Source organism: Enterobacteriaceae bacterium ESL0689 (assembly GCA_029433525.1).
Classification (GTDB): domain Bacteria; phylum Pseudomonadota; class Gammaproteobacteria; order Enterobacterales; family Enterobacteriaceae; genus JAQTIF01.
Window position 1 is genome coordinate 2119308 of record JAQTIF010000001.1, and the last position, 25513, is coordinate 2144820.

Consider the following 25513-nt stretch of genomic DNA (forward strand, 5'->3'; position numbering starts at 1 on the left):
TATGATCAGCGTGATAAAACCCATTTTTTCGCACATTTCCGGTTAACAGAAGTTGGATTATTAAACATTTTTGTCTAGAGTGGGCAAAATTCACAACGCATTGATTTATCATATTGCACATTGATTCATCTATTATAAACAGGATGCTGACTCAGGCATGAACCGCAGACGTTTTCTCCAGTCTTCCGTGGTAGCTGCTGCTGTATACGGAACCTCAGGAATCGCATCACTCTTCGCGCGCGCCGCACACGCCGAAAACGCCAGCCTTGCTGATGGCGCTCCCCGTCATTTCGACTTCGCTGTTTTACAGAAAATGGCACAGGATCTCTGCCGCCAGCCCTGGGAAGGCGCTCCGCCTGCGCTCCCGCCGTCACTGGCCAGTCTCACGCCACAGGCTTATAACAATATTCAGTACGATGCCAGATATTCGCTATGGAATCATGTTCATGATCATCTGCTGGATATTCAGTTTTTCCATGTTGGTATGGGGTTCCGTCGTCATGTGCGGATGTATTCGCTGGATACAGACAGTCAGCAAGCGCGGGAGATCCATTTTCGGCCGGATCTTTTTCACTATCATGATGCCGGGATTGATAGCAACTCACTGATTGGACAACCGGATCTCGGATTTGCCGGATTCCGTGTCTTCAAGGCACCGGAACTAGCGCGACGCGACATCATTTCCTTCCTCGGTGCCAGTTATTTCCGGGCGGTTGATGATACTTATCAATATGGGCTCTCTGCGCGAGGACTGGCAGTAAACACTTTCGCCGATACGGTGGAAGAGTTCCCGGACTTCACGGCCTTTTGGTTCGAAACGATCAAACCTGGCGCAACCATCTTTACTGTTTATGCCTTGCTCGATAGCCAGAGTGTCACCGGAGCTTATAAATTCGTCATCAATTGTCAGCCGACCCAGGTGGTGATGGATGTTGAAAATTATATTTATGCTCGAAAGGATATCAAACAGTTAGGCATTGCCCCGATGACCAGCATGTTCAGCTGTGGCACACATGAACGGCGGATGTGTGACACCATCCATCCCCAAATTCACGATACGGATCGTCTGGCCATGTGGCGTGGCAACGGTGAATGGATCTGTCGGCCACTGAATAACCCACAAAAACTCCAGTTCAACGCCTTTGCGGATAAAAATCCGCGTGGTTTTGGATTATTACAACTGGATCGTGACTTTTCACACTATCAGGATGTTATCGACTGGTACAATAAACGGCCCGGTTTATGGATCGAGCCACGCAGTCGCTGGGGAAAAGGGGCGGTCTGCCTGCTGGAGATCCCGACCACCGGAGAAACCCTGGATAACATTGTCTGCTTCTGGCAGCCAGAGAAAACAATCAAAGCTGGTGATAAGCTCGATTTCAGCTATCGTCTGTACTGGAGTGCCGAGCCGCCGGTGCGAACGCCGCTGGCCCGTATCATGGATACCTATAGCGGCATGGGTGCTTTCCCGGAAGGCTGGGCACCTGGTGAGCATTTCCCCGAACAGTGGGCGCGGCGTTTTGCGGTTGATTTTATTGGCGGCGACCTGAAAACAGCGGCCCCTAAAGGCATCGAGCCGGTGATCACGCTTTCAAGCGGTACAGTAAAACAGGTCGGGATATTGTATATCGAACCTTTCGACGGTTATCGTGTTCTGTTTGACTGGTATCCGGATAATGACGCTACCGACCCGGTAGAGATGAGAATGTTTTTACGTTGCCAGGGCGATACGATCAGTGAAACCTGGTTGTATCAATACTTTCCGCCACCAGCGGATAAACGCCATTATATTGATGACCGGGTAATGTAATCCGACTAATTCATATTATCTTGCTGTGACACTGTCACCATATTGACAACTATCAGCAATGGAATCGGTTGCAGCAACCGTGTTAAACGTTCTCAATTTTTTCAATGCTCACTGATCGTCTTTTGGCAATCATTGAGTAGATTAACGATAAGGAGCAGCCATGACCGCTTGTGATGAAAACTACTTCAGTGAAAAATACGGGCTGACCCGAACGCACTCGGAAGTGGTGCATGCCGCAACACTTATCCCCCCAGGCAGGGCGCTGGATTTAGGTTGCGGCAACGGGCGTAACAGCCTCTATCTGGCGGCGAACGGCTTTGATGTTACCGCGTGGGATAAAAACGTGGCCAGCATTAAAAACCTGCAAACGATCAGCGAACAGGAGCAACTGACTCGCTTACAGACAGCGGTGAATGATCTCAATACACTGAACTTTGACGGTGAATATGACTTTATTCTCTCCACCGTGGTGATGATGTTTCTGGCGCCGGACACCATCCCGCGTCTTATTGCCAATATGCAGCGCTGTACTAAAGCCGGGGGCTACAATCTGATCGTCGCGGCGATGGATACCGATGACTATCCCTGTACGGTCGGTTTTCCCTTTACTTTTAAAGCCGGGGAGCTACGGCGTTATTATGCCGACTGGCAATTGCTCAAATACAACGAAGATGTTGGCGAACTGCACCGTACTGATGCCAGTGGTCAACGTATCAGATTGCGTTTTGCCACCATGCTGGCGCAAAAACCGGCCTGACGGCGTTAATTCTTTCTGCCGGGGCGATGGAAAATATTTTCGTCGCCCCTTACTTCTGACTACAATAGCCGCCATTTCACTTCATTGACGGACAATAACCTGCGTATGCGCCAGCCTGACCCGCACCTTGAACTTCTTAGCCCCGCCCGGGACACCGAGATTGCCCGCGAAGCCATTCTGCATGGTGCTGATGCGGTTTATCTTGGCGGCCCGGGATTCGGCGCACGCCATAATGCCTGCAACAGCCTGAGCGACATCGCCCGGCTGATGCCTTTTGCCCATAGCTATGGTGCCAGGGTCTACATTACCTTCAATACCATTCTGCATGATGATGAGCTGGAAGCGGCGCAGCGTCTGATTAACGAATTGTATCAAACGGGTGTTGATGCGCTGATCATCCAGGATATGGGCATCATGGAGCTGAATATCCCGCCGATTGAACTCCACGCCAGTACCCAATGTGATATTCGTAGCGTCGAAAAAGCAAAATTTCTTTCGGATGTTGGTTTTAGCCAGATCGTGCTTGCCCGTGAACTCAATCTGCACCAGATCCGCGAAATTTATGACAACACTGATGCGACGATTGAATTTTTTATCCACGGGGCGCTGTGTGTGGCCTATTCCGGACAATGTTATATCTCACACGCACAAACCGGACGTAGTGCTAACCGCGGGGATTGCTCTCAGGCTTGCCGGTTGCCGTATACGCTAAAAGATGATCAGGGGCGCGTGGTGGCCTATGAAAAGCATCTGTTATCCATGAAAGACAATGACCAGACGGCTAATCTGGCAAAGCTCATCGATGCGGGGGTGCGCTCTTTCAAAATTGAAGGCCGCTATAAAGATATGAGCTATGTGAAAAACATTACCGCACACTATCGACAGGCGCTGGATGCCATTATCGCGGAACGTAGCGATCTGGCGCGTGCTTCCCTCGGGCATACGGAACACTTCTTTATTCCCTCGACAGAAAAAACCTTTCATCGGGGCAGTTGTGATTATTTTGTCAATGGCCGCCGTGGTGATATCGGAGCCTTTGATTCGCCAAAGTTTATCGGCTTACCGGTAGGCGAGGTGCTCGCTGTCAGTAAAGAGACACTGGATATTGCCAGCGATGAAACCCTGGCGAACGGTGATGGCCTGAATGTGATGATTAAGCGCGATATTATCGGTTTTCGGGCGAATAAAGTAGAAAAAACGGCTGAAAATCGATATCGCATATGGCCGAATGAGATGCCACTGGCACTGCGCAAAATGCCTCTGCCTCAGGTTCTGAACCGCAACCTGGATCACCACTGGCAACAGGCGTTGCAAAAGACATCCAGTGAGCGCCGGATAGCGGTTGATATTGTTCTCAGCGGCTGGCAGCAACAGCTGATATTAACCATGACCAGCGAAGAGGGGGTCAGTGTCACCCAGTATCTTGACGGTGAGTTTGCGGTTGCGGAGCAGGGCGAAAAAGCCTGGCACCAGTTGCGTGACAGCGTAACAAAACTGGGGCAGACGCGCTATTTTGCTCGTGATGTACAGATCCATCTGCCGAATGCGCTATTTGTTCCCGGCCGCTTACTCAATCAGTTACGTCGTGACACGGTCGCCCAACTGGACGATGCCCGCCTGAAAGCATTCCGGCGTGGTCAGCGTAAAGCGGTATCTGTGCCGCCGCCACGCTACCCGACAACTCATTTATCGTTTCTCGCCAATGTTTATAACCAGCAAGCGCGTGCTTTTTATCAGCGCTATGGGGTGACGTTGATTGACGCTGCCTATGAAGCGCATCAAGAAAAGGGCGAGGTATCCGTGATGATCACCAAACACTGCCTGCGTTTCGCCTTCAATTTATGTCCGAAACAGGCCAAAGGCATGATCAAAAGCTGGAAAGCCACCCCGATGCAGTTAGTTCATCATGATGAAGTCCTGACATTAAAATTTGATTGTCGTGCCTGTGAAATGCATGTTACCGGCAGGATTAAAAATGCGGTTCTCAAAATGCCACCGCCAGGCCGTATTGTCGCGGCGATCACACCGGAAGCGTTGCTCAGCACGCTACCGAAACGAAAAAGGGGATGATGTATTACTTACCCGCCAGTGCCTGCAGCTTATCGTAAAAACCGAACACTGCCACTGCCCGGTTATCGGCGCGCCAGCGATCGGCTGCTCCCGGCGCTGAACTCTGTACCGCAATGATCCGCCAGCCAGCGTCTGTTTTCAGCAATAGCGGTGAACCACTATCGCCGGGTAGGGTATCACATTGATGTGACAGCACTGTCGTCTGAGCCCAGCCAGTGACCTGACAACCCGAATGATAATAGAGCGCCTGCGGATGATCTTCTGGATAGCCAGACTGGGTGACCTGCCGACCCACGGCCTTGAGCGCGGCATTCATATCCGCTTTATTACCGCTAAATAACGGTAATGGTGTGATACCGGAGGGGGTATAACGCAGGATGATAAGACCAAAATCCCACGGCGCGGCGGCGGGCGGAATAATCCAGCCATCGCCTTCAGCGCGCAGCTGTTTTCGCAGCTGGGGGGAGACACGGCTGACAATATGATGAATTTCATACCGCCAGAGTCCCTTACGGGAAATAAAACGTAACGCTACTGCTTTATCGGCTTTTCCGGTGATCGGTGACAGTAAACAGTGCCCGGCCGTCAATGCCAGATGGGACGAAATCAGCGTCGCGGTACAGAAATGACCACTGGCAGTTTCCAGCTGACCAATCGCCTCCCAGGGCGGGATCGCGGGATCAGGCACCGGCTGGCGATTATCATGGCCGAAAAAAAGGGTTTTAATCTCTTTGGCGCTCATCCTGGCGCAGGCCGTATCAGTACACAATAATAACAGGCACAATAAACACAGTAACAGCACGTCTCTACGCATATACGCTCTGAAGGTAACGTTGTTCTGACACCCTGTCAGCAGGAAAAAAATCATCCACTGTACTCTATTATTGTGCAATATTACTGCTCCGTCTGGAAAACGGAAGATAAAGGGCGGTATTTGAAAAAACAGTGTCATCATGCTGCAATACGGCAATAAAAGTCTCGTATCGACATCCGTTGGAAAATCCGTGGGTTGATCTTTGCTTTCTGCGGAATATAGAATGCTCACTCGGGTGTTAACTGCATGTTGCAGTGAAACAGGTATATGCGATGGTCGGGCCGCCACGCGGAGTTGCAATAACCATGAACCAGCCTGCTTTATCACGTCCTCAGGTGCCCGCTGAGCGCATCTTCTCCACCGTTGAACGATTCATGCATATCGAAGCCGTCAGTGGTATCGTACTGCTGATTGCCGCTGCATCTGCCATGATATGGGCCAACTCGCCGTTTGCCGCAACCTATCATGCGCTCTGGCACTTACCTGTCTCTTTCCGTATCGGCGGGCTGGTTTTTTCACAGTCGCTGCACTTTATCGTGAATGACGTGCTGATGACCCTCTTCTTCTTAATTGTCGGCATGGAGATCCGTTATGAAATCCATAACGGCGCGTTAAGTAACCTGCGCAAAGCCAGCCTGCCTGTCGTGACTGCACTGGGCGGCGTGATAGTCCCTGCACTGATTTATCTTAGCCTGAATGCAGCCACCCCCGGTGCTGATGGATGGGCTGTCCCTACCGCAACAGATATCGCTTTTGCGGTCGGTGTTCTGGCATTACTGGGCAAAGGTATTCCCTCTGGTGTACGAATTTTCCTGCTGGCCCTGGCGATCATTGATGACATCGTTGCTGTACTGATCATCACCATTTTCTATAACAGCGGTTTTGATTCGCATGGACTGGTTATCGCCGGGCTGGGTATGGTGGGGACGTTTATCTTTCAGCGGATTGGGATCAGCTCGGCTATCGCTTACCTGTTACCAGGTGTGGTGATCTGGTCTGGTTTACTGATAACCGGTGTTCATCCGGCACTTGCAGGGGTGTTGTCTGGCATGATGACACCGCTTGCGTCGTTACCGTTACAGGAAGAACCGGAAAAAACAGTGGCCAGGGCGGCGCAGAAGTTGCGCGATTATTACGGTGTCGGGCACTTCCATCATCTGCCAGCCTCACTGAGAACGTTGCGCCTGGCTCAGCGTGAGCTGCTTCCCCCCGTAATGCGTGTTCAGACGATCCTGCATCCCTGGGTTGCCTTTGGCATTATGCCGCTGTTTGCTCTGGCTAATGCGGGTGTCACCCTTAACGGAATTAATTTGTCGGACTCTGCCACACAATGGGTCATATCAGGTGTTATGCTTTCGCTGGTGTTCGGTAAGCCACTGGGCGTGCTCTGTGTCAGCTGGATCGCCGTTCGCTCCGGCTTATGTCAGCTTCCTGACGGCGTTTCCTGGGGCGGAATTGTACTGATCGGGCTGCTGGCTGGCATTGGCTTCACGATGGCAATGTTTACTGCCATGCTGTCATTTGACAGCGATGCGCTACTTAATAGCGCAAGGCTTGGCGTACTGACCGGATCGCTGATAGCTGCCATTCTTGGGTTGTTATGGGGTGTTGTGTATCGGCGTACAGGCAAGGGGTCCCGGCCGATACACGTCTGAAGGGTTTTCCCTGCCAGCCCGGTTAGCGAAAACGCATTGTGGTGTATGACCAGGCACAACACGCACACCGCCTGTCAGAAAAAACCGGTGCTGAAATCGTACCGGTTTATCCATCAAACAGGCTGGCCAGCGGATTAGTCGGCAGGTTTAATCGTTCTCTTCTTATGATGTTTTCTGGCTGATTTTTTATGGTGTTTCTTCACTTTCGCCGCCTGAGCATGTTGCTGAACAGAGGATTTTACCGCTGTTTTAGTGATGGTCTGATGTTGTGTTACAGGCGCTGGACTCTGCGTGTCTTTTGTTACCTCAGTGGCAAAAGACACGGTCGATATTCCCATCGCGGCGGCAGCGACCAGCGTGAATACTGTTTTCATTCTGATATCCTTAATATTCAACCCCACGGGGTTGTTAACCCTAACTATAGGCTGAGCGCGTCAGAGATTCCCGTGGTGTTTAGTATCAGTATGTAACGATATCTGCGCCGCCATAATGGATCTGTCAACAGCGCTTATTGCAGGCGTTTATTCAGCCATCGTCCGGTCAGTAGGGCAACGATTAACAGCAAAGCAATAAAAGCACTGACCCCACCCCAGCCGTAATAGTGCCAGAACAGGCCGCCGGATGTGCCTGCGATGCTTGAACCCAGATAATAACAAAACAGATACAGCGACGAAGCCTGCCCGCGTGCACGGTGGGCTCGCACGCCAACCCAACTGCTGGCGACGGAGTGAGCGGCAAAAAAACCGGATGAAAACAGTAGCATACCGATAAAGATCAACCATAACGATGAAAACAGCGTTAATAGCAGACCCAGCAGCATAAGCGCGATAAACAGTAACATCACCGGCCCGCGACCATAACGTACAGTCATCATGCCAGCTTTCGGCGAACTCCAGGTGCCGATTAAAAAAACGACAGAAAGCATCCCCACCAGCGACTGACTGAGCGACCAGGGGGGCAGCATCAGGCGATAGCCAATGTAATTAAACAGGGTGACAAAAGATCCCATCAACAAAAACCCCTCGACAAACAGCAAGGGAAGGCCACGATCATGCCAGTGTAAACGAAAATTTATTATCAGTGATTTGGGACGCAGCGAGGTCGGGCGGAAATGACGCGACTCCGGCAGGATCCGCCAGAACATAATCGCGGAGATGAGCGCGAAAAAACTGATAATCGCGACAGCGATGCGCCAGTTAAAAAAATCGCTGAGGACACCGGTCAGCAATCGGCCGCTCATTCCACCAAGAGAATTACCGCTGATGTATAGCCCCATTGAAAAAGAGAGAAAGCTGGGGTGGATCTCTTCGCTCAGATAGGTCATGCCGACGGCGGCGACACCGCTGAGCGACAGGCCAATCAGGGCACGCATAATCAGTATTTCATGCCAGCCAGACATAACCGTGGTCAGCAAAGAACAACATGAAGCTAGCATCAGCGCGGTAATCATCACCGGTTTACGGCCAATGGCATCGGATAAAGGGCCGGTAAACAGCAACCCGACAGCCAGCATAATGGTAGAAACTGATAACGAAACGCTGCTGGCTGCCGCAGTAATACCAAACTGGTGCGACAATATTGGCAGGATCGGCTGAACACAATAGAGCAGGGCAAAGGTCGTCAGTCCCGCTGAAAACAGCGCCAGCGTCACCTGGATAAAAGCGGGCGTACCACGTTTAATAAACTGACTGGCAGAGGCAGGGAGGTTGTCGTTGATTTCGCTTTCCGCTACGTTATCAACGTGAGAGGTACGGCTCACAAAAAAATCCTTGTTAAAAATGCATCGCGTTAGCACAGACCATTGCTTAAAGGTATAAAAATCGATACCTGTTATGCTGCAAATAATCCGCTTGTTTTCAGACGACGTCAATAACCGTGGATGAGAATGACGATACGTGGTTGTCAGAATCGGGATAAGGTTTGTTTCTCCAGAGAGGCGTTATGGGTCGGCGCAGTGATAACGACTTACGATCTTGCCATGATGACCGGTATGGCTTACAAAAAATCAATACCTGTTATTCTGCAAATAATCTGTTTGTTTTCAAATGACGCCAATAACCGCAGATATGTGGTCGATCAGGACTAAAAATCACCAGTTTATTATAAGGTTAAGTAAAAATTTGACGTGAGATAGCGAACTGTTTCACCATAAGAAGACTTAGAGTCTGGCCAATCAGGCTCTAAGTCTTCATGCAGCATTATTTTTCGTCATATATCAGCAAGGGGCGTTTAAAGGTGGTAACCGACAGTCAGCCGGGTCATATTGATCACATAAAACAGATGAACGCGAGGATAGTCTATCGTCTGATTGATCAACATGGCCCGATATCGCGCATTGATCTCTCCCGGCTTGCCCATCTGGCTCCGGCCAGTATCACCAAGATTGTGCGTGAAATGCTGGACGCGCATCTGGTACAGGAGACCGAAATCCAGGAGTCCGCTTGTCGCGGGCGTCCGGCGACAGGGCTGATGATTGAAACCGAAACCTGGCACTATTTAGCGATATCTGTCCGCCCCGGTCATATCGTTCTCGCGTTATGTGATTTAAGCGGTAAGCGGGTAGCGGAAGACCACCGTTATCTGACATCGCAACCCCAGCCTTCTTTTGTTGCCCGGATCATCGACCATATTGATCAGTTTTTTATCCGTCATCAGCAAAAACTGGAACGCCTGACCGCGATTGCTATCACATTACCGGGAATGATTGATTCTAAAAAAGGGACGATTCACCGTATGCCGTTTTATGCTGAAGTCACCCATCTTCCACTGGGTGAGCTTTTAGCCAACCATATTGGTGTACCGGTTTATATCCAGCATGATATTAGTGCCTGGACCCTGGCTGAGTCATTATTTGGCGCCGCAAAAGGTGCGCAGGATGTCATTCAGGTGGTGATCAATCATCATGTGGGTGCATCGGTTATCGCCAACGGTCATCTGTTGCAGGCAGGGGGACATAATCTGCTGGAGATAGGTCACATTCAGGTCGATCCGGATGGCGAATGCTGCTACTGTGGCAATCACGGCTGCCTTGAAACGATCATTAGTATTGACCGGGTTCTGGCACGGGCGCAGGCACAGATGCGTCAGACCCAGGATTCTGTGTTACATCAGCAACCATTAAGCGTAGAATGGCTCTGCCAGGCGGCACTACAAGGGGATAAGCTGGCGCGGGATATTATCAATGGAATCGGTCAGCACATGGGACGAATTCTGGCTATCATGGTTAATTTATTTCACCCACAAAAAATTTTGCTGGGTTCTCCTTTTAACCAGGCGGCGGAGATCTTATTTCCGGCCATCTCAGCATGTATTCGACAACAAGCACTACCGGACTACAGAAATCATATTCCTGTTGCAGCGACACGACTTGCTCATCCGGGAATGACAATGGGAATAGCGCTGATTAAAGATGCCCTTTATAACGGCTCGCTACTTATTCGATTATTACAAGGTTAGTCGTTCTCATTGTCGTACTAAAAATTGCGTTATCGCAAGCTAGTTTGCGCGTCTACCACGTAGACTTTACTTTTTATTATTCTGTTTCATTAGCTGTGGAGTTAGTAGTAATGTTTAAGCGTTTCTTTATAACAGGAACTGATACTGCGGTTGGTAAAACAGTCGTTTCACGCGCACTGTTACAGGCGCTGGCAACCAGCGGTAAAAGCGTAGCGGGGTATAAACCTGTCGCCAAAGGCAGCAAGGAAACCCCGGAAGGATTACGTAATAGAGATGCGCTGGTATTACAGAGTGTATCAACGCTGGCGCTATCCTATGATGAAATTAACCCCATCGCCTTTAGCGAAGATGAGAGCAGCATAGCGCATAGCTGTCCGATTGATTATGGCAAGCTGAGTGGTGGACTCCAGCATTTGAGTGCTCAGGTCGATTATGTCGTGATTGAAGGCACCGGAGGATGGCGGAGTCTGATGAATGATCTGCGCCCCCTCTCTGAATGGGTTGTTCAGGAGCAGCTACCGGTATTGCTGGTGGTGGGCATTCAGGCTGGGTGTATCAATCATGCTCTTCTGACGGCTCAGGCGATCACCAATGACGGCCTGCCCCTGATTGGCTGGGTCGCCAACCGGATTAATCCGGGGTTGTCTCATTACGCAGAAATTATTGATGTTCTGAGTAAAAAACTCCCCTGTCCGCTGATTGGCGAACTGCCTTATTTACCGCGCGCTGAACAGCGTGAATTGAGTCACTATATTAAATTAACGATGCTGAATGAAGTGATGTCGGCTGAGCGGATCATGGCATAATCACGCTGTTTTGATCAGATCGCAAAGATAAAAAGGGCGGTCAGTTTCACTGACCGCCCTTCCGTTTGTTGCCCGCGATAAACCGACGTGGCACTAGGGTGTAATCACGCGCCCGGTCTGGCGGTTCAGGCAGCGTCGGGTATTGGGTTCCCAGTAGGCGTTAAGATCAGCGCTTTTCTGGCAATTATCTTTAGCATCAAAGGCGGTATCCGTTTTATCCCACTCTTTTTCGTTACGCCGGTTTATTTTCTGGCGTAAAGATCGGGTGTCATCCCACTGTTCTTTTTCCATCGCCGCCTGCTGACGGCTCAGTGTATTGTCACCAGATTCGATCACTAATCTTTCTGTTCTGGCAACAGAAGGGGCGGAAAAACCGATAGCACTTAGCATGAATAAGGCAACCAGAGAGCGATATTGCCGGGGTAATAACTTCATCACTGTTTCCTTTTTTAAAATCATTGCGTTCAATACTGCAAGTCTACTTGATCCTGGATGCAATTGCAGGTAATAAAAATGCAGAAATATGTTAATTTTTCTTTATTAGAATCATGAAATTATGTTATTTCCATACTGTAACATTAAGCGTACAGGCGCACGACTTTAACTTTTGCGCTGCACGCTCAGGCCAGCAAAGCTCTGGCAGACCGGCATCATCTCCAGAGTGTTGATGTTGACATGCGCAGGCAGCGTTGCCACCCACCATACCGCGGCTGTCACATCTTCCGCCGTCAGTGGCTGGCTATTTTCATAGGTTTTACTGGCTTTCACATCATCACCTTTAAAACGGACATGAGAGAACTCGGTTCCGCCCACCAGACCCGGTTCTATATTGGTCACCCGGATAGCGGTGCCCTGTAAATCAGTACGCAGGTTCAGACTGAACTGATGAACAAAGGCTTTGGTTGCGCCATAAACATTACCACCGGTATAGGGCCAGCTACCTGCGGTAGAGCCGATATTGATAATATGACCACGGTTACGGGCGACCATACCCGGTAGTACAGCATGGGTCATGTAGACCAGCCCCTTATTATTGGTATCAATCATCGTTTCCCAGTCGTCAGGGTCCGCCTGCCAGGCGACCTCCAGACCGAGCGCCAGTCCGGCGTTGTTGACCAGGATATCAATCTGCTGCCACGCGGCAGGAAGAGCGGCTACCATCTCTTCGACCGCATGGCGATGTCGCACATCAAGGACGGCGGGATAAAGATTATCACCGAATTCCTCTTTTAATGCCTTTAACCGTTGCTCACGACGCCCGGTAGCGATCACTTTGTGACCCTGAGCAATAAAATGGCGAGTGATACACTCCCCAAAGCCGGCTGTTGCGCCGGTCACCAGAATAATCATGATGGCTCCTGTTATTCTCTGGATATTAAAAATGGAAGCGGAATAAATATGGGCCTGGCTCATCAAGCTCTCAGTCTGTCACCGTCAGCAAAAGGAAGTCATTGCTGTTAATCAATGAGTTGATTAATCTGTATCACGGTCTTATCAAGGCTAACACGACAGCCCGTTCCAGGAAAACAGTATCATAATGGAAAACAATCCTTTTTTAAGTGCCAGCACGCTGCCCTATCAGGCGCCTCGTTTTGATCTCATCAAAGATGCCCATTACCGGCCTGCTTTTGATGAAGGCATTCGACAGCAACGTCAGGAGATCGCTGCGATCATTGCTCATCGGCAGCCCGCTGATTTTACCAATACGATACAGGCGCTGGAGCAAAGCGGACAACTGCTGGCGCGCGTGACTCATGTATTCTTTGCCATGACGAACGCACACACCAACCCGCAATTACAGGCGCTGGATGAGCAATTCTCGGCTGAACTGGCGGAACACGAAAACCAGATCTGGCTAAACGACGCACTATTTCAGCGTGTAAAACAGGTCTGGCAACAACGGGAAACACTGGCGTTAGATGACGAAGCGCAGCGTTTGCTGACCATCACATGGCAACGGTTCACGCTCGCCGGGGCGCAGCTTGCTGAAGAGCAAAAAACGGTGCTACGTGAGCTGAATAAACAAGCGGCGGCGCTGCAGAGTCAGTTTCAGCATCGTTTGCTGGCTGCCGTCCAGTCAGGTGGGGTGGTGTTTGACACCCGGCAACAGCTGGCAGGACTGAGTGAAGATGAGATAGCGATAGCGGCTGAAATGGCGGCTGACAAAGGGCTGGACGGACACTGGCTGTTATCTTTAGTCAATACCACACAACAACCTGCCTTACAGGAATTATCGCTTCGTCAGAGCCGGGAACAGTTATTCGCGGCGAGCTGGAACCGTAACCAGCAGGGAGACGCGAACGATACCTGTGATTTACTGCTGCGCCTGGTCGCGATCCGCGCCCAGCAAGCACAGCAACTGGGCTTTACCAGTTATGCCAGCTGGGCGATGGCCGATCAGATGGCGGGCTCGCCAGAGACGGCATTCACCTTTATGCGCCAGATTGTACCGGCGGCAAAACAGCGGGCAGAAGAGGAGCAAAGGGCGATCCAGCAACGAATGGATGAAGAGGAGAGCGGAGCCACTGTTACCTCCTGGGACTGGTTATTTTATAGCGAGCAGGTACGGCGGCAAAAATTTGCGCTTGATGACACGCAACTCAGGCCCTATTTCGCACTTGAGCGCGTGCTGGTCGATGGCGTGTTCTGGAGTGCTACTCAGCTGTTTGGTTTAGCCTTTGTTGAGCGCTTCGATATTCCGGTCTATCACCCCGATGTCCGGGTATGGGAAATTTTTGATACGAATGGTGAAGGCATCGCCTTATTTTACGGTGATTTTTTCGCTCGGGAGTCGAAAAGCGGCGGTGCATGGATGGGCGTTTTCGTTGAGCAATCCACGCTGCTGGCACAACGGCCGGCCATCTATAACGTCTGTAACATCCAGAAGCCGCGTGCCGGGCAGTGTGCCCTGTTGTCATGGGATGAGGTGATTACGCTATTTCATGAGTTTGGCCATGCGTTACATGGATTATTTGCCCGCCAGCGTTATGCCAGTCTGTCGGGAACCAATACGCCCCGTGACTTTGTGGAATTTCCCTCGCAAATCAATGAACACTGGGCCAGTGACCCCGAGGTGTTTAGCCACTATGCCCGCCATTATCAGACCGGCGAAGCCATGCCGGAAGCATTACGGGCAAAAATGCGCCGTGCCGCCCTGTTCAATAAAGGCTATGAGATGAGCGAACTGCTGGCGGCGGCGTTGCTGGATCTGCACTGGCATAGCCTCTCTGCCGGGGAAGCGGTGGAGGATGTCAATGCATTTGAAACTGCGGCGTTAAAAACCGAACAATTACATCTGGCCGCGATACCACCGCGTTATCGTAGCAGCTATTTCGCCCATATTTTTGCCGGTGGTTATGGTGCGGGTTATTACGCTTATCTGTGGACTCAAATGCTGGCAGATGATGGTTTTCAGTGGTTTGTTGAACAGGGCGGATTAAGCCGTGAAAATGGCCAGCGATTCCGTGATGCGATCCTGTCACGCGGCAATAGTTGTGATTTGGCCGAGCTTTACCGTCAGTGGCGCGGCGCAGATCCACACATTGCACCGATGCTGAAAAATCGTGGCTTAGCGCGAGGATAAGAATAGCACGTCAGGGCAGGCTGTTAGCGGGTAAAGGGGGTTGATAAGCCCGCCTTTACCCGGCCACCAATGAAAAAGAGATATCGGGCGATACTGACGACAACCGCTATTGAACCCGTATTCAGCCGTCCACGGCTGGCGGCGGCTGGTCAGGGGAGGGTGGCAGTCTCTGTGTTCAGTCTCGTCCCGAACAGCAGAAAAGATTATTTCCGCAGAGACGCAAACAGATCTTTTTCAAAAACACCGTTACTTTTACACTCGACGGGCTTCACTTTATCGTTGCCATCGGGTGCCGTAACGCCGGCGATGCCTGAGACAGAGACAGTGATATTGCTCCCTTCCTCAGCGGGCCATATCTGAGTCACAATACGGTAGTGCTCCTGGATATTTTGTTTCTGTGGCAACATTGAACAGTCCAGAAACAGTCCTGCCAGCTGGTCATCATGACCTGTCGCAGCGATAATGCCACTATCCTGATCGGTGACTGTCGGGTTCAAGCTCTTGCGCTGGTAGTAAACCTCGACAGCATTGAATAACTCATCGGGTTTTCGATTCGTCAGTTTAAGCACCGGAGCGCTCTCCGTCATACCGTCTGCAGCACTTTGTTGCGTATTATCAGCTCCTCCTCCCGTTTTCACCGGGCCGTAAACCGTAATACAACCAGAAAGCAGGAAAATTATCAGATATAATGATTTTTGCAAAACAGAGCCTACCGATAATAAAGAGTTGTACATGCCGAAAGATGAAAACACAGTAGGATAAAAAAGAATAATTTGTATTTCATTATAGACTCCTGTCATTAATAAATAGATAAAACGCATCCTGTCACAATCCTTTTTATCTTATCCTGTTAAGGACAATAAGTCTATACTACAATAAAATAGATTATCATATAATAACCGTTTTATTCATTCCTTAAGGATCAATAACTGATAATTAAAATTATATAACAAGGCATCATCATAGCGCTCAGGCGCAAAGATCATCGGCACTAACCGGGTCTGATGATCGATTATTGCCAATGCCACTTGCTGATATTGACAGGCTGGCATTTACTGCGTGCTTGATTGCAGTAACAGCACTGATGTTTTTTATATAAGCAATCATCTGTTTTATATTTCATTTACCCAGAAAGGGGGCAGGCGATCAGAAATATAAAAAGGATCTCCTGCCATGATAATTCATCAACAGCAACACTGTGACAATATATTGCCTGGAGGACAATAAAAATATTTGTATCCCCTGTTACGGGAGAGTACCCTGTGTTCGACCGTCGGTAGCTTATTACCTGATCCATCGCCATTGATGTTATCACGGAGATTTTTAAAATCTATGCTACATTAATATAACTTTGATTTCACTTTTCTGGTCTGTATATTTTTAATGAGAAGATAAAAGATGAAGAATTTTATTATCGTCACAATATTAGCAACTTTACTGGCAAGTTGTGCGCAGGATTCACCCTGTGTTCCTGTCTATGATGATCAAGGGCGACTGGTACATACCAATACCTGTATGAAAGGAACCACGCAGGATAACTGGGAAACCACCGGTGCCATCGCGGGCGGCCTGACCGCTATCGCTGGTCTGACGTTAGGCATTATTGCTCTGACGCGGTAATGACAACATGGCGGGGCGGTTGTTTGCCTTGCCCGGATGATTCTGACGCCTTGTTTGTCGGATACCTGTCCAATCTTGTCTCCCCGGCAGTGCCAGAAACCCTGTATGTTGCGGTTTCCAGCACTGTGGGTATAGCTGAGCACTTAGCCACGTGGCTTAAGCCTGTGGCAACGCACTCTGTTTGTTCAGCTTAAACTGTGACATCGCGGCGTTGAGTCCATCCGTTTGCGCGCGCAGCGAATCAGCAGTGCCTGTGGCGAGGTTGACCATAACACCATTTTGCTGAATACCGGAGTCAATCTGGCTGATGGCAACGCTAACCTGCTCGATACCAATACTTTGTTGGTTGCTGGCATCGGTGATTTCCACGATCAGCTCAGCCACTTTCTTCACATCCTCAACAACTTCGGCAATCGTTTTCCCGGCGTCGTTGACCTGCATGTTACCGCTGGAAATCAACTTAGCAGAGTCTTCAATCAGACCTTTAATCTCTTTCGCCGCGTTGGCACAATGACTTGCCAGAGTGCGAACTTCACCGGCAACCACGGCAAAACCGCGCCCTTCCGAACCCGCCCTCGCGGCTTCGACAGCCGCATTCAGCGCCAGAATATTGGTCTGGAAAGCGATACTGTCAATCACACCAATGATACTGGTAATTTTATCCGACGATGCGGATATACCGTCCATGGTTTCCATCACTTTAGAAACCATCATCCCGCCTTGCTCAGCGCTGGACGCCACTTTGCTGGCCAGATGGCTGGCACTCAACGAGTTTTCAGCATTCTGCTTAACGGCGGCGGTCATCTCTTCCATCGATGAAGCAGTTTTCTCAAGTGCGCTCGCCTGTTGACTGGTACGTTCGGCCAGCGCGAGATTATTACTGGTGATTTCATCTGAACTGCTGGAGATCTGATTACTGGCGGTGCTGACGGTTTGAATGATTTCCGTCAGTTTATTACACATGTTGCTCATTGAGGCCATGACGCTGGAGGTATCATCCTGGCGTACAGAGACGGTGCGGCTGAGATCACCACTGGCCACCGCGATGGCAATATCGGCAACCTGGACAGGTTCCGCGCCCAAAGCACGAAAGATATTACGGTGGATCCAGACGCTGATCACCAGCAGCAGGATAATGGAGATAGCCGCCGCGAGCAGCATGATCTTGAAGACTAATTCAGAACTGCCTTCCGCCGATTCGATAGCCTGATTGGCGTACTGTGATGCACTGCCAACAAAAGCATGGATGCCGTTAAGATGGCTATTGTAATTCCGATTAAAGGTCTCCAGCTCGTTACCAGAAATCGCCGTCCCGCTGTGTAATTTCTTGATTAATGCGGCGGCATCATCAATCATTTTTTTGCCGGCCTGATACTGTTCGCCGTTAAGGTGCTCCAGCAGGTCATCTGAAAGAATACCTTGCCAGTGATTGATCCGGTCATACCACTGACTCTTGAGGCGAATAAAATCAGCCTCTCCCTGCTCAAGCGTGATAGACCCCTCGACCAGTTGCGATACCACCAGCCGGAGTTCAATCAGATAAATGGGTGGCGGCATGATATCAGCCGTTAAGTCCTTCGCTTGTAACCCTAAATTGTTTTGTGTCGTGCTGTGTTTGTCGCCGTATATTGCAACCGCAGTAATAAATACGGTGAATAACAGTGAACAACAGATTAACATCAATAAGTTATTGGTCAGCGATTTCATTTTTCCCTCTTTTTATGTTTTGTTATTAATTTATTTATCGGCACTAACCTATAAATCTTAATCTTCGTTGATATAAATCAATAAGAAACAGATAATTAGAATTTGAATTACCCGGTGTATCAGGCTCAGCTCGTCCTGGAAACGGGCAGGGCAGAGAAAGCGCGGCATCCATGTGTTTTTCAGCTTCTGGTCGGAGTCAGAAACGGCAGGTTAAATGATCGGCCAGTTGTAAGATGGATGCTAATCGTTTGATAAGATGATGATTTTACACGTTTACTTAATTATCAGGATCTGAATGGAAATCGATATCCCTTCAGATCCTCGTGTGGCAGAAGTGCGCATTCACGATGCCGGGCGGCAGGTGACATAAAAATGTTCATACTGGCGCTCAGCCCCATCAGCACCATATCCAGCACCGTAAAGGCAAACGTTCCTTCATGCGCCTGCGGCACCCAGGCAATCAGCTTCGCCCGTTCAGCCGGTGACAACGTCACAATAGCATGGCCATCGAACTGCATATCGCCGTCCAATAGGGGCAGAAGACCGGAAAGCGTGCGCATCAGCGTGGTTTTACCACTGCCATTGGTTCCCAGCAGACAATAGGCTTTGCCGCGCTGTAACGTTAAAGAGACATCGTGCAAAAGCGGGCGACCTGGATAGCCGATACCGGATAGTTACGATAATGCGTATGTGGAATCGCTGTTCCGGACACTGAAGTATGTGCCGTAGTGGCCATCATCGGGGTTCAGGACGCTGGAGGATGCCCGTACCTGGGTGGAGAAATTTACCCGGTGGTATAACGAAGAGCACCGTCACAGTGGAATACGCTATGTCACGCCAGCAGAACGGCATCGTGGTGAAGACAGGGCCCTGCTGAAACAGCGTGATGAACTGTATCGTCAGGCACAGAAAGCGCATCCGGAGCGCGGGTCAGGGAAGACAAGAAACTGGCAGCCGGAGGGTCCGGTAACATTAAATCCGGAACGGGAAAAACAGGCAGTTTAAATTAAACAGGGGTGACAACTGCCTTGACACTTACCGAGTTCGGTTTGCAGGATCTCCAGATTATGAATCGCTGAGTGATAATCCCCAGCGACCAGAATATCCAGTATCGTATCAATACGTTGCGCAAGCAAACGAACATCTAAATCGGGCATAAGATTATCCTGAGGATAAAAAGAAATGTGAAAGAAACATCCCTTCTTATGCCGGGAAAGGGATAAGAAGAGACTAAGCGCCGGGCCCATCAGGCTATTTGGCTTGCCATTCTGGCCCTGGGCAGAGCTCGAAATCCTCACACACTACCTGTACGCAGTGGTTTCTCCGTGCTGCCTATGTCCAGACGAGTTGTGTCAATAACGCCATCAGGCAAACGGGCGCGCGATAATACTGCGTGTTTCCATTCGGACTTCAGCGATCTTAATATCAATCACATTGGTTATTTTGTAAACCACCTCACCTTTAATTTGTACTGTGCCATTCTCCTGACTACAGATCAGCTCATCACGCACCGCGTGCAGAAATGGTGCCGGAATAAAGGCAATCGCGCCGTTATCGATCAGACGGACACGCATCCCACCCCGACTGATATCGATAATTTCAGCGACAAAACGGTTATCTGTACCGGCATGTGGATGCAGATAACGTGCATACAACCAATCTCCGACATCACGTTCTGCCATACGATTCAGGCGGCGGCGCTCGGCCATTTGTAGCGTTACTTCCTCCTGTGGGCGAGGGGCACTTTCGTTTTTGATTATTGCTTTCAGTAAACGATGGTTAATCATATCGCCATATTTACGAATCGGCGAAGTCCATGTTGCGTAGGTTTCGAGGCCAAGACCAAAATGGGGGCCTGGCTCAATACTGATCGTGGCAAATGACTGGAAACGACGGATGCGGCTATCGAGAAACGCAAAATCCTGCGCATCCAGTTGACGACGCAGCTTACAGAAACCGGCCAGTGTCAGGACTTCTGCCGGATCGATATGAATATCGTAACTCTTCAGTAATGTCGCCAGTTGCTCGGTATTTGCCGGATCAAACCCGCTATGCACGTTATAAATACCAAAACCGAGCTTATCGCGCAAAACCCGAGCGGCACAGATATTAGCGGCGATCATCGCCTCTTCAACCATGCGGTTAGCGATCCGCCGTGGTTCAGCAACAATATCCAGCACTTCGCCTTGTTCACCCAGGACGAAACGATAATCGGGGCGATCCCTGAAAACCAGCGCATGGGTATTACGCCATTCGCTGCGGCGCAGGCAGACATCCTGCAATCGCTTAATTTGTTGCGCGATAGCTTCATTTTCAGGTTGCCAGCTACCGGTATTTTCCAGCCAGTCGGATACCTTGTCGTAAGCCAGTTTCGCCTTTGATTCAATCATTGCCGCAAAAAATTCGATTTCGTCAGCAATCGCCCCATCACTGGCCAGAATCATACGGCAAACCAGCGCCGGGCGTACTTCACCAGCACGCAGGGAGCATAAATCATCAGACAGCTCGCGCGGTAACATCGGAATATTAAAACCGGGCAGATAGTTGGTGAAAGCACGGGTTTTTGCTATCTCATCCAGTTTGCTCCCCTGGGCAATCCAGGCGGTGGGATCGGCGATCGCCACCGTCAGATACAGGCTGTTATCCGGCCCGGCTTCCACGTATAAGGCATCGTCCATATCTTCCGTGCTGGCACTGTCGATAGTGACAAAATCAAGGGCTGTTAAGTCCTGACGTTGTAATTCTTCGTCCAGTAATTCGCTGGCCACCCCATCAGGGGCTTCTTTTTCCAGATTGTGACGTGCCAGCGTGACCCACCACGGCGAGAAATGGTCATCACTGAAAGTGATAAACCGGGTCAGTTCGGCATAAAATCCCCGATCTCCCTTCAGCGGATGACGACGCATTTCAGCAACAGCCCAGTCGCCTTCGCTAAAGTTATGGTTCAGGTTGCGCTCCGCACGGCAGGGGATAGCCTCTCTGAGCAACGGATGATCGGGAACGATAGACAGACGATCATCTTTTTTATGGACCTTACCGACAAAACGGCTCAGAAAAGGCTCAATCAGGCTTTCCGGTTCCGCACTTTCACGATCTTTTTCTGTGTGGATAACCGCACTGATCCGATCGCCATGCATCACCTTTTTCATTTGTGGCGGCGGAATAAAGTAGCTTTTCTGCGCATCAACTTCGAGGAAGCCAAAACCTTTCTCTGTGGCTTTAACGACGCCCTCTACGCGGGGAGTCTGAGAATGTAATTGCTGTTTAAGCTGCGCTAGCAGCGGGTTGTCCTGAAACATAATGAGGTATTTTCGTGGCTAAAAGATCGGCTGATATTTTTACGCAATCCCGTCAGTGGCGGCAAGCGAAGTTTGGCTTTTTTCGTTATTTAAAGAATGGCATACATGGCAGAAATTCCCCCCCTGACCCGCCGCGAGGAGGGGAGAGCGTTTATTTCAGTTCCAGCTCGTTCATTGCTGCGATGCTGAAACCACCATCAACGTGAACCACTTCACCGGAAATCCCTGCCGAGAGATCCGAGCACAGAAATGCCGCGCTATTGCCTACATCTTCAATCGTAACAGTCCGGCGAATCGGTGTAACAGCTTCGCAATGTGCCAGCATTTTACGGAAATCTTTAATACCGGATGCGGCAAGCGTGCGGATGGGACCAGCAGAAATAGCGTTAACACGCACACCTTCCGGACCCATCGCATTTGCCATATAGCGAACGTTAGCTTCCAGAGACGCTTTGGCCAGTCCCATAACGTTGTAATTCGGGATTGCACGTTCGGCCCCCAGATAAGAGAGTGTCAGCAGGGCTGAACCCGGATTTAACATACTACGACAGGCTTTCGCCATCGCGACGAAGCTGTAAGCACTGATATCATGAGCGATACGAAAACCCTCACGATTGACGGCATTGACATAATCGCCATCCAGTTGATCAGCCGGGGCGAAGCCAATCGAGTGAACAAAACCATCAAATTTCGGCCAGACTTTACCCAGCTCAGTGAACAGCGATGCAATGCTTTCATCAGTTGCTACATCACAGGGCAGCACAATATCTGATCCAAGCGCCGTCGCAAATTCTGCTACCCGACCTTTTAGCTTTTCAGTTTGATAGGTGAACGCCAGTTCGGCCCCTTCACGATGCATTGCCTGGGCAATGCCATAGGCGATCGACAGTTTACTGGCCACGCCAGTAATCAGAATACGTTTGCCGGAAAGAAAACCCATAGTTTTAATCCTTATTCATTTTGTTTATTTTTACTTTAACAATCATAGCGTTACGCTTGTTGTTTCAAAATAACCCAGATTTGGCTGAGAATTATATCTCACTGACCGCCTTCTGTGTCACGCTATTTTCATCTGACGATGCCAGGAGACAGCCGGAATGGTGATTTTGCTCGCAGGACAGGCTGTTTTGCGCTTTCCAGACCAACCCCTATCTGTTGTCCTGACGCCAGGCATCCGCCGTCAGTGCCTCGCCAAAATGGCCGGCAATGAGCCGTTTGGTAATGTCGTGTAATGGTGACGCCAGCACATCGGCAGTGCTGCCGCGCTCCACCACCTCTCCCTGATGCATCACCAGAAGTTGATCGCTGATATGCTTGATCATACCGAGATTCTGCGTCACATAGATATATGAAATCCCCTGTTTTTCCTGTAGTTCCAGCATCAGATTGATCAATTGTGAACGCATCGACATATCCAGCGCCGCCAGCGCTTCGTCACAGATAATCACTTTAGGGCGCAGGATCAGCGCCCGTGCCAGCCCAAGGCGCTGTTTTTGCCCCGGTGCCAGCATATGCGGATAATAGCTGACATGATCGGGCAGCAATCCCACCATACGTAACGTTTCAATAATTTGTTTCTCGCGGTCCTGGGGAGCAAGATCAGTATTAAGACGCAGCGGAAGATCGAGGATCTGAGCGATCCGTTGCCGGGGATTGAGTGAGTTTGATGGATCCTGGAAGATCATGCGAATACGCTGGCTGCGAAAAGAGTAATCACCGAATTGCAGCGGATGATCGTCGATCAGCAATTCGCCAGAGGTCGGCGCAATCATCCCGGCCAGCATTTTTACCAGGGTGGATTTTCCCGATCCATTTGCGCCCGTGATCGCCAGGGTCTGATGTTCACGCAGGGTAAAACTCAGCGGTTTAACCGCTTCTTCTGTCTGGCGACGAAACCACCCGGTTCGGTAGCGAAAGGTTTTACTCAACTGGCGCACTTCAAGCAGTGTTTCAACCATGCCACTCTTTCTCTCTGTTCAGTGGGTAATGGCAGGCATAGAGATGGGTTTTGCTGCCGATAAGCGCCGGTGCCTCAATGCATTTACGTTGCGCGTAGGGGCAGCGTGGGCCAAGACGACAACCGATCGGGAGTTGTTCCAGTAACGGAATGGCGCCCGGTAGTGTATTCAGCCGACTTTTATGAGGCAATGGGCTACCAAAATCGGGGATAGCACGAATTAACGCCAGGGTATAGGGATGGTGAGGGGTGGTGATCAGCTCAGCGCTGGGGGCAGTCTCTACGGTCTGGCCACAATACATCACGTTAATTTTATCTGCCCACTGGCTAAGCATTTGCAGGTCGTGGCTGATCAGCAAAATCGTGGTGTTATTATTTTGATTCAGCCGTGACAGCAGGCGAATAATTTGTCCCTGCGTCGTCGGTTCCATCGCGTTGGTGGGTTCATCTGCGATCAACAGCCGCGGCTGATTGGCCAGCGCAATGGCAATCATCACTTTCTGGCACTCCCCGTCGGTTAATTCATAGGGAAAGCAGTGCATAATGGCCAGGTGATCTTTAATTCCGACGCGATGCAGCAGCTCAATCGCCCGCCGTTTACGCCAGCCAATACGTTGCCACCAGCGACCCTTAAACGTCCAGCGTGGAATATTCTGCATTAATTGCTGACCAATCCGCGCGGAAGGATCAAGGCAGGACTGGGGCTCCTGAAAAATCATCGATACGTTATGACCCAGCAACTTACGTCGCTCACGGGCGGACAGATTCAGCAGTTCGATATCATCAAAACGCATACGATCAGCCGTTATCCGCCAGTTATCTTTGGTCACACCGCAAATCGCTTTCGCGATAATGCTTTTGCCCGAACCGGACTCACCCACCAGACCACGAATTTCACCTTCGGTGAGGATCAGGCTGATACTGTCGACAGCCTTAACCCAGCCATCATTGGTTTTAAATTCTATGGTTAAATTACGGATATCAAGTAATGGCATTACGCCACCCCGGCGATAATCGCGCGACGGATACCATCGCCCAGTAAATTAATCAACAGCACACTGACCATAATCGCCACCCCAGGCAACATCACCATCCAGGGGGCGACATAAATCAGCTCCAGCGCATCGCCAAGCATCGCGCCCCATTCCGGCGAGGGGAGCTGGGCCCCCAGGCCGAGAAAACCGAGCGCGGCAATATCGAGTATGGCGATGGACAGGACGCGGGTTATTTCGTTCACTAAGCCGGAGGCGATATTCGGCAACACCGCAAACCAGAGAATATTTAGCGTCGATGCACCATCAAGGCGCGTGGCAATGATGTACTCTTTTTCCAGCTCATCATGCACCATGCCATAGACTGAACGCACAATACGCGGCAACAGCGCCAGCCAGATCGCGAACATCGCATGGCCCAGATTGGGTCCGATGAACGCGGAAACCACAATGGCCAGCAAAAGCGATGGAATCGATAACAGAATATCGAGAATATGATTGAGCAACGCAGAACGCAGACCATGACTGGCACCAGCGATAATCCCCATGATCAGACCACAGATGACCGCCGCACAGGTGACGATAAACGCGCCGCCAATGGTCGATGCCGCACCACTCAGCAGGCGGCTGAGTTCATCGCGCCCCAGATCATCGGTTCCGAGAAAGAACAACACGTCACCGTAACGCGACCATGAAGGCGGCAGTAACTGATAACCCAGAAATTGCTGATTAATATTATAAGGTGCCAGCCAGTGACCAAAAAGGCACAACATTGCCAGGCCGGCACAACCGTACAATCCTGTCATCGCGGTGGTATCGCTACAGAACTTACGCCATACAATACGCAGCGCGCCGGGCGGTCGTTTTTCAAGATAAACGCTATCGTCGAACATAGGGGCTCATTTTATTTTTGTTGATCATATCTGATATCCCTTTTGTTGTATCTCGTGCCTGAATGATCAATCGCAACGAGGCGCGGATGGAGAA

At 50.3% G+C, this 25513-nt stretch carries 23 protein-coding genes and 1 pseudogene; 9 read left to right on the forward strand and 15 right to left on the reverse strand.

The window, feature by feature from the left end; genetic code table 11:
• Positions 1 to 157 precede the first annotated feature (157 nt).
• From PT300_10210 to PT300_10220, 3 genes are all read left to right on the forward strand, one after another.
• Positions 158 to 1810, forward strand: a complete 1653-nt coding sequence (locus tag PT300_10210; GenBank protein MDF7680932.1) for a glucan biosynthesis protein — start codon at positions 158 to 160, stop codon at positions 1808 to 1810.
• A gap of 160 nt (positions 1811 to 1970) precedes the next feature.
• Positions 1971 to 2567 (forward strand): tellurite resistance methyltransferase TehB, encoded by a 597-nt coding sequence (gene tehB / locus PT300_10215; GenBank protein ID MDF7680933.1) that lies wholly within the window; start codon positions 1971 to 1973, stop codon positions 2565 to 2567.
• 105 nt (positions 2568 to 2672) lie between these two features.
• Positions 2673 to 4637 carry a U32 family peptidase gene (locus PT300_10220; protein MDF7680934.1) on the forward strand — a complete coding sequence of 655 codons (1965 nt, stop codon included), beginning with the start codon at positions 2673 to 2675 and terminating at the stop codon, positions 4635 to 4637.
• 4 nt (positions 4638 to 4641) lie between these two features.
• Here PT300_10220 and PT300_10225 read toward each other — a convergent pair whose 3' ends face one another.
• Positions 4642 to 5451 (reverse strand): serine protease, encoded by an 810-nt coding sequence (locus tag PT300_10225; GenBank protein MDF7680935.1) that lies wholly within the window; start codon positions 5449 to 5451, stop codon positions 4642 to 4644.
• A gap of 272 nt (positions 5452 to 5723) precedes the next feature.
• On the opposite strand from PT300_10225, the gene nhaA reads away from it, so the two are divergent.
• Entirely contained in the window at positions 5724 to 7106 is a 1383-nt protein-coding gene (gene nhaA / locus PT300_10230) for a Na+/H+ antiporter NhaA (protein MDF7680936.1), read from the forward strand.
• A gap of 134 nt (positions 7107 to 7240) precedes the next feature.
• On the opposite strand, the gene PT300_10235 is transcribed toward nhaA, so the two are convergent.
• Together PT300_10235 and PT300_10240 are read right to left on the reverse strand one after the other, a co-directional pair.
• Positions 7241 to 7480: an acid-shock protein gene (locus PT300_10235; GenBank protein MDF7680937.1), complete on the reverse strand. Its 240-nt coding sequence runs from the start codon at positions 7478 to 7480 to the stop codon at positions 7241 to 7243.
• Between the two features lie 134 nt (positions 7481 to 7614).
• On the reverse strand, positions 7615 to 8865 hold the full coding sequence (locus PT300_10240) for an MFS transporter (GenBank protein MDF7680938.1): 1251 nt from the start codon (positions 8863 to 8865) through the stop codon (positions 7615 to 7617).
• A gap of 476 nt (positions 8866 to 9341) precedes the next feature.
• On the opposite strand from PT300_10240, the gene PT300_10245 reads away from it, so the two are divergent.
• Positions 9342 to 10562 carry an ROK family transcriptional regulator gene (locus PT300_10245; GenBank protein ID MDF7680939.1) on the forward strand — a complete coding sequence of 407 codons (1221 nt, stop codon included), beginning with the start codon at positions 9342 to 9344 and terminating at the stop codon, positions 10560 to 10562.
• Between the two features lie 110 nt (positions 10563 to 10672).
• Positions 10673 to 11368: a dethiobiotin synthase gene (gene bioD, locus PT300_10250; GenBank protein ID MDF7680940.1), complete on the forward strand. Its 696-nt coding sequence runs from the start codon at positions 10673 to 10675 to the stop codon at positions 11366 to 11368.
• Positions 11369 to 11461: 93 nt separating this feature from the next.
• Here bioD and PT300_10255 read toward each other — a convergent pair whose 3' ends face one another.
• Together PT300_10255 and ydfG are read right to left on the reverse strand one after the other, a co-directional pair.
• Positions 11462 to 11803: a DUF1283 family protein gene (locus PT300_10255; protein MDF7680941.1), complete on the reverse strand. Its 342-nt coding sequence runs from the start codon at positions 11801 to 11803 to the stop codon at positions 11462 to 11464.
• A gap of 165 nt (positions 11804 to 11968) precedes the next feature.
• On the reverse strand, positions 11969 to 12718 hold the full coding sequence (gene ydfG, locus PT300_10260; GenBank protein ID MDF7680942.1) for a bifunctional NADP-dependent 3-hydroxy acid dehydrogenase/3-hydroxypropionate dehydrogenase YdfG: 750 nt from the start codon (positions 12716 to 12718) through the stop codon (positions 11969 to 11971).
• Positions 12719 to 12902: 184 nt separating this feature from the next.
• Here ydfG and dcp point away from each other — a divergent pair, with 184 nt between their 5' ends.
• Complete coding sequence (gene dcp / locus PT300_10265) at positions 12903 to 14951, forward strand: peptidyl-dipeptidase Dcp (GenBank protein ID MDF7680943.1); 2049 nt, start codon at positions 12903 to 12905, stop codon at positions 14949 to 14951.
• 203 nt (positions 14952 to 15154) lie between these two features.
• Here dcp and PT300_10270 read toward each other — a convergent pair whose 3' ends face one another.
• Positions 15155 to 15772: a hypothetical protein gene (locus PT300_10270; protein MDF7680944.1), complete on the reverse strand. Its 618-nt coding sequence runs from the start codon at positions 15770 to 15772 to the stop codon at positions 15155 to 15157.
• 87 nt (positions 15773 to 15859) lie between these two features.
• Positions 15860 to 16003 carry a hypothetical protein gene (locus PT300_10275; GenBank protein ID MDF7680945.1) on the reverse strand — a complete coding sequence of 48 codons (144 nt, stop codon included), beginning with the start codon at positions 16001 to 16003 and terminating at the stop codon, positions 15860 to 15862.
• A gap of 346 nt (positions 16004 to 16349) precedes the next feature.
• Here PT300_10275 and PT300_10280 point away from each other — a divergent pair, with 346 nt between their 5' ends.
• Positions 16350 to 16571: a hypothetical protein gene (locus PT300_10280; protein ID MDF7680946.1), complete on the forward strand. Its 222-nt coding sequence runs from the start codon at positions 16350 to 16352 to the stop codon at positions 16569 to 16571.
• A 156-nt stretch (positions 16572 to 16727) separates the two neighbouring features.
• Here PT300_10280 and PT300_10285 read toward each other — a convergent pair whose 3' ends face one another.
• Entirely contained in the window at positions 16728 to 18278 is a 1551-nt protein-coding gene (locus PT300_10285) for a methyl-accepting chemotaxis protein (GenBank protein ID MDF7680947.1), read from the reverse strand.
• Between the two features lie 284 nt (positions 18279 to 18562).
• Complete coding sequence (locus tag PT300_10290) at positions 18563 to 18919, reverse strand: ABC transporter ATP-binding protein (GenBank protein ID MDF7680948.1); 357 nt, start codon at positions 18917 to 18919, stop codon at positions 18563 to 18565.
• Positions 18920 to 18950: 31 nt separating this feature from the next.
• Here PT300_10290 and PT300_10295 point away from each other — a divergent pair.
• Positions 18951 to 19283: pseudogene (locus PT300_10295) on the forward strand (integrase core domain-containing protein).
• Here the strand turns inward: PT300_10295 and PT300_10300 are convergent.
• The 6 genes from PT300_10300 to sapC form a co-directional block, all read right to left on the reverse strand.
• Complete coding sequence (locus PT300_10300) at positions 19280 to 19435, reverse strand: hypothetical protein (protein MDF7680949.1); 156 nt, start codon at positions 19433 to 19435, stop codon at positions 19280 to 19282. The pseudogene PT300_10295 and the gene PT300_10300 sit on opposite strands and share 4 nt — an antisense overlap.
• 207 nt (positions 19436 to 19642) lie before the next feature.
• A complete protein-coding gene (locus PT300_10305) occupies positions 19643 to 21577 on the reverse strand; it encodes an exoribonuclease II (GenBank protein ID MDF7680950.1) in 1935 nt (644 codons plus the stop codon).
• A gap of 151 nt (positions 21578 to 21728) precedes the next feature.
• Positions 21729 to 22517 (reverse strand): enoyl-ACP reductase FabI, encoded by a 789-nt coding sequence (gene fabI, locus PT300_10310; GenBank protein ID MDF7680951.1) that lies wholly within the window; start codon positions 22515 to 22517, stop codon positions 21729 to 21731.
• A gap of 208 nt (positions 22518 to 22725) precedes the next feature.
• Entirely contained in the window at positions 22726 to 23535 is an 810-nt protein-coding gene (gene sapF, locus PT300_10315; GenBank protein ID MDF7680952.1) for a peptide ABC transporter ATP-binding protein SapF, read from the reverse strand.
• Positions 23528 to 24529, reverse strand: coding sequence for a peptide ABC transporter ATP-binding protein SapD (sapD, locus tag PT300_10320; protein ID MDF7680953.1), 1002 nt, complete (start codon positions 24527 to 24529; stop codon positions 23528 to 23530). Before sapD ends, sapF begins: the two co-directional genes overlap by 8 nt.
• Positions 24529 to 25419, reverse strand: coding sequence for a peptide ABC transporter permease SapC (gene sapC / locus PT300_10325; protein MDF7680954.1), 891 nt, complete (start codon positions 25417 to 25419; stop codon positions 24529 to 24531). The genes sapD and sapC overlap by 1 nt, the downstream gene beginning before the upstream one ends.
• Positions 25420 to 25513 lie beyond the last annotated feature (94 nt).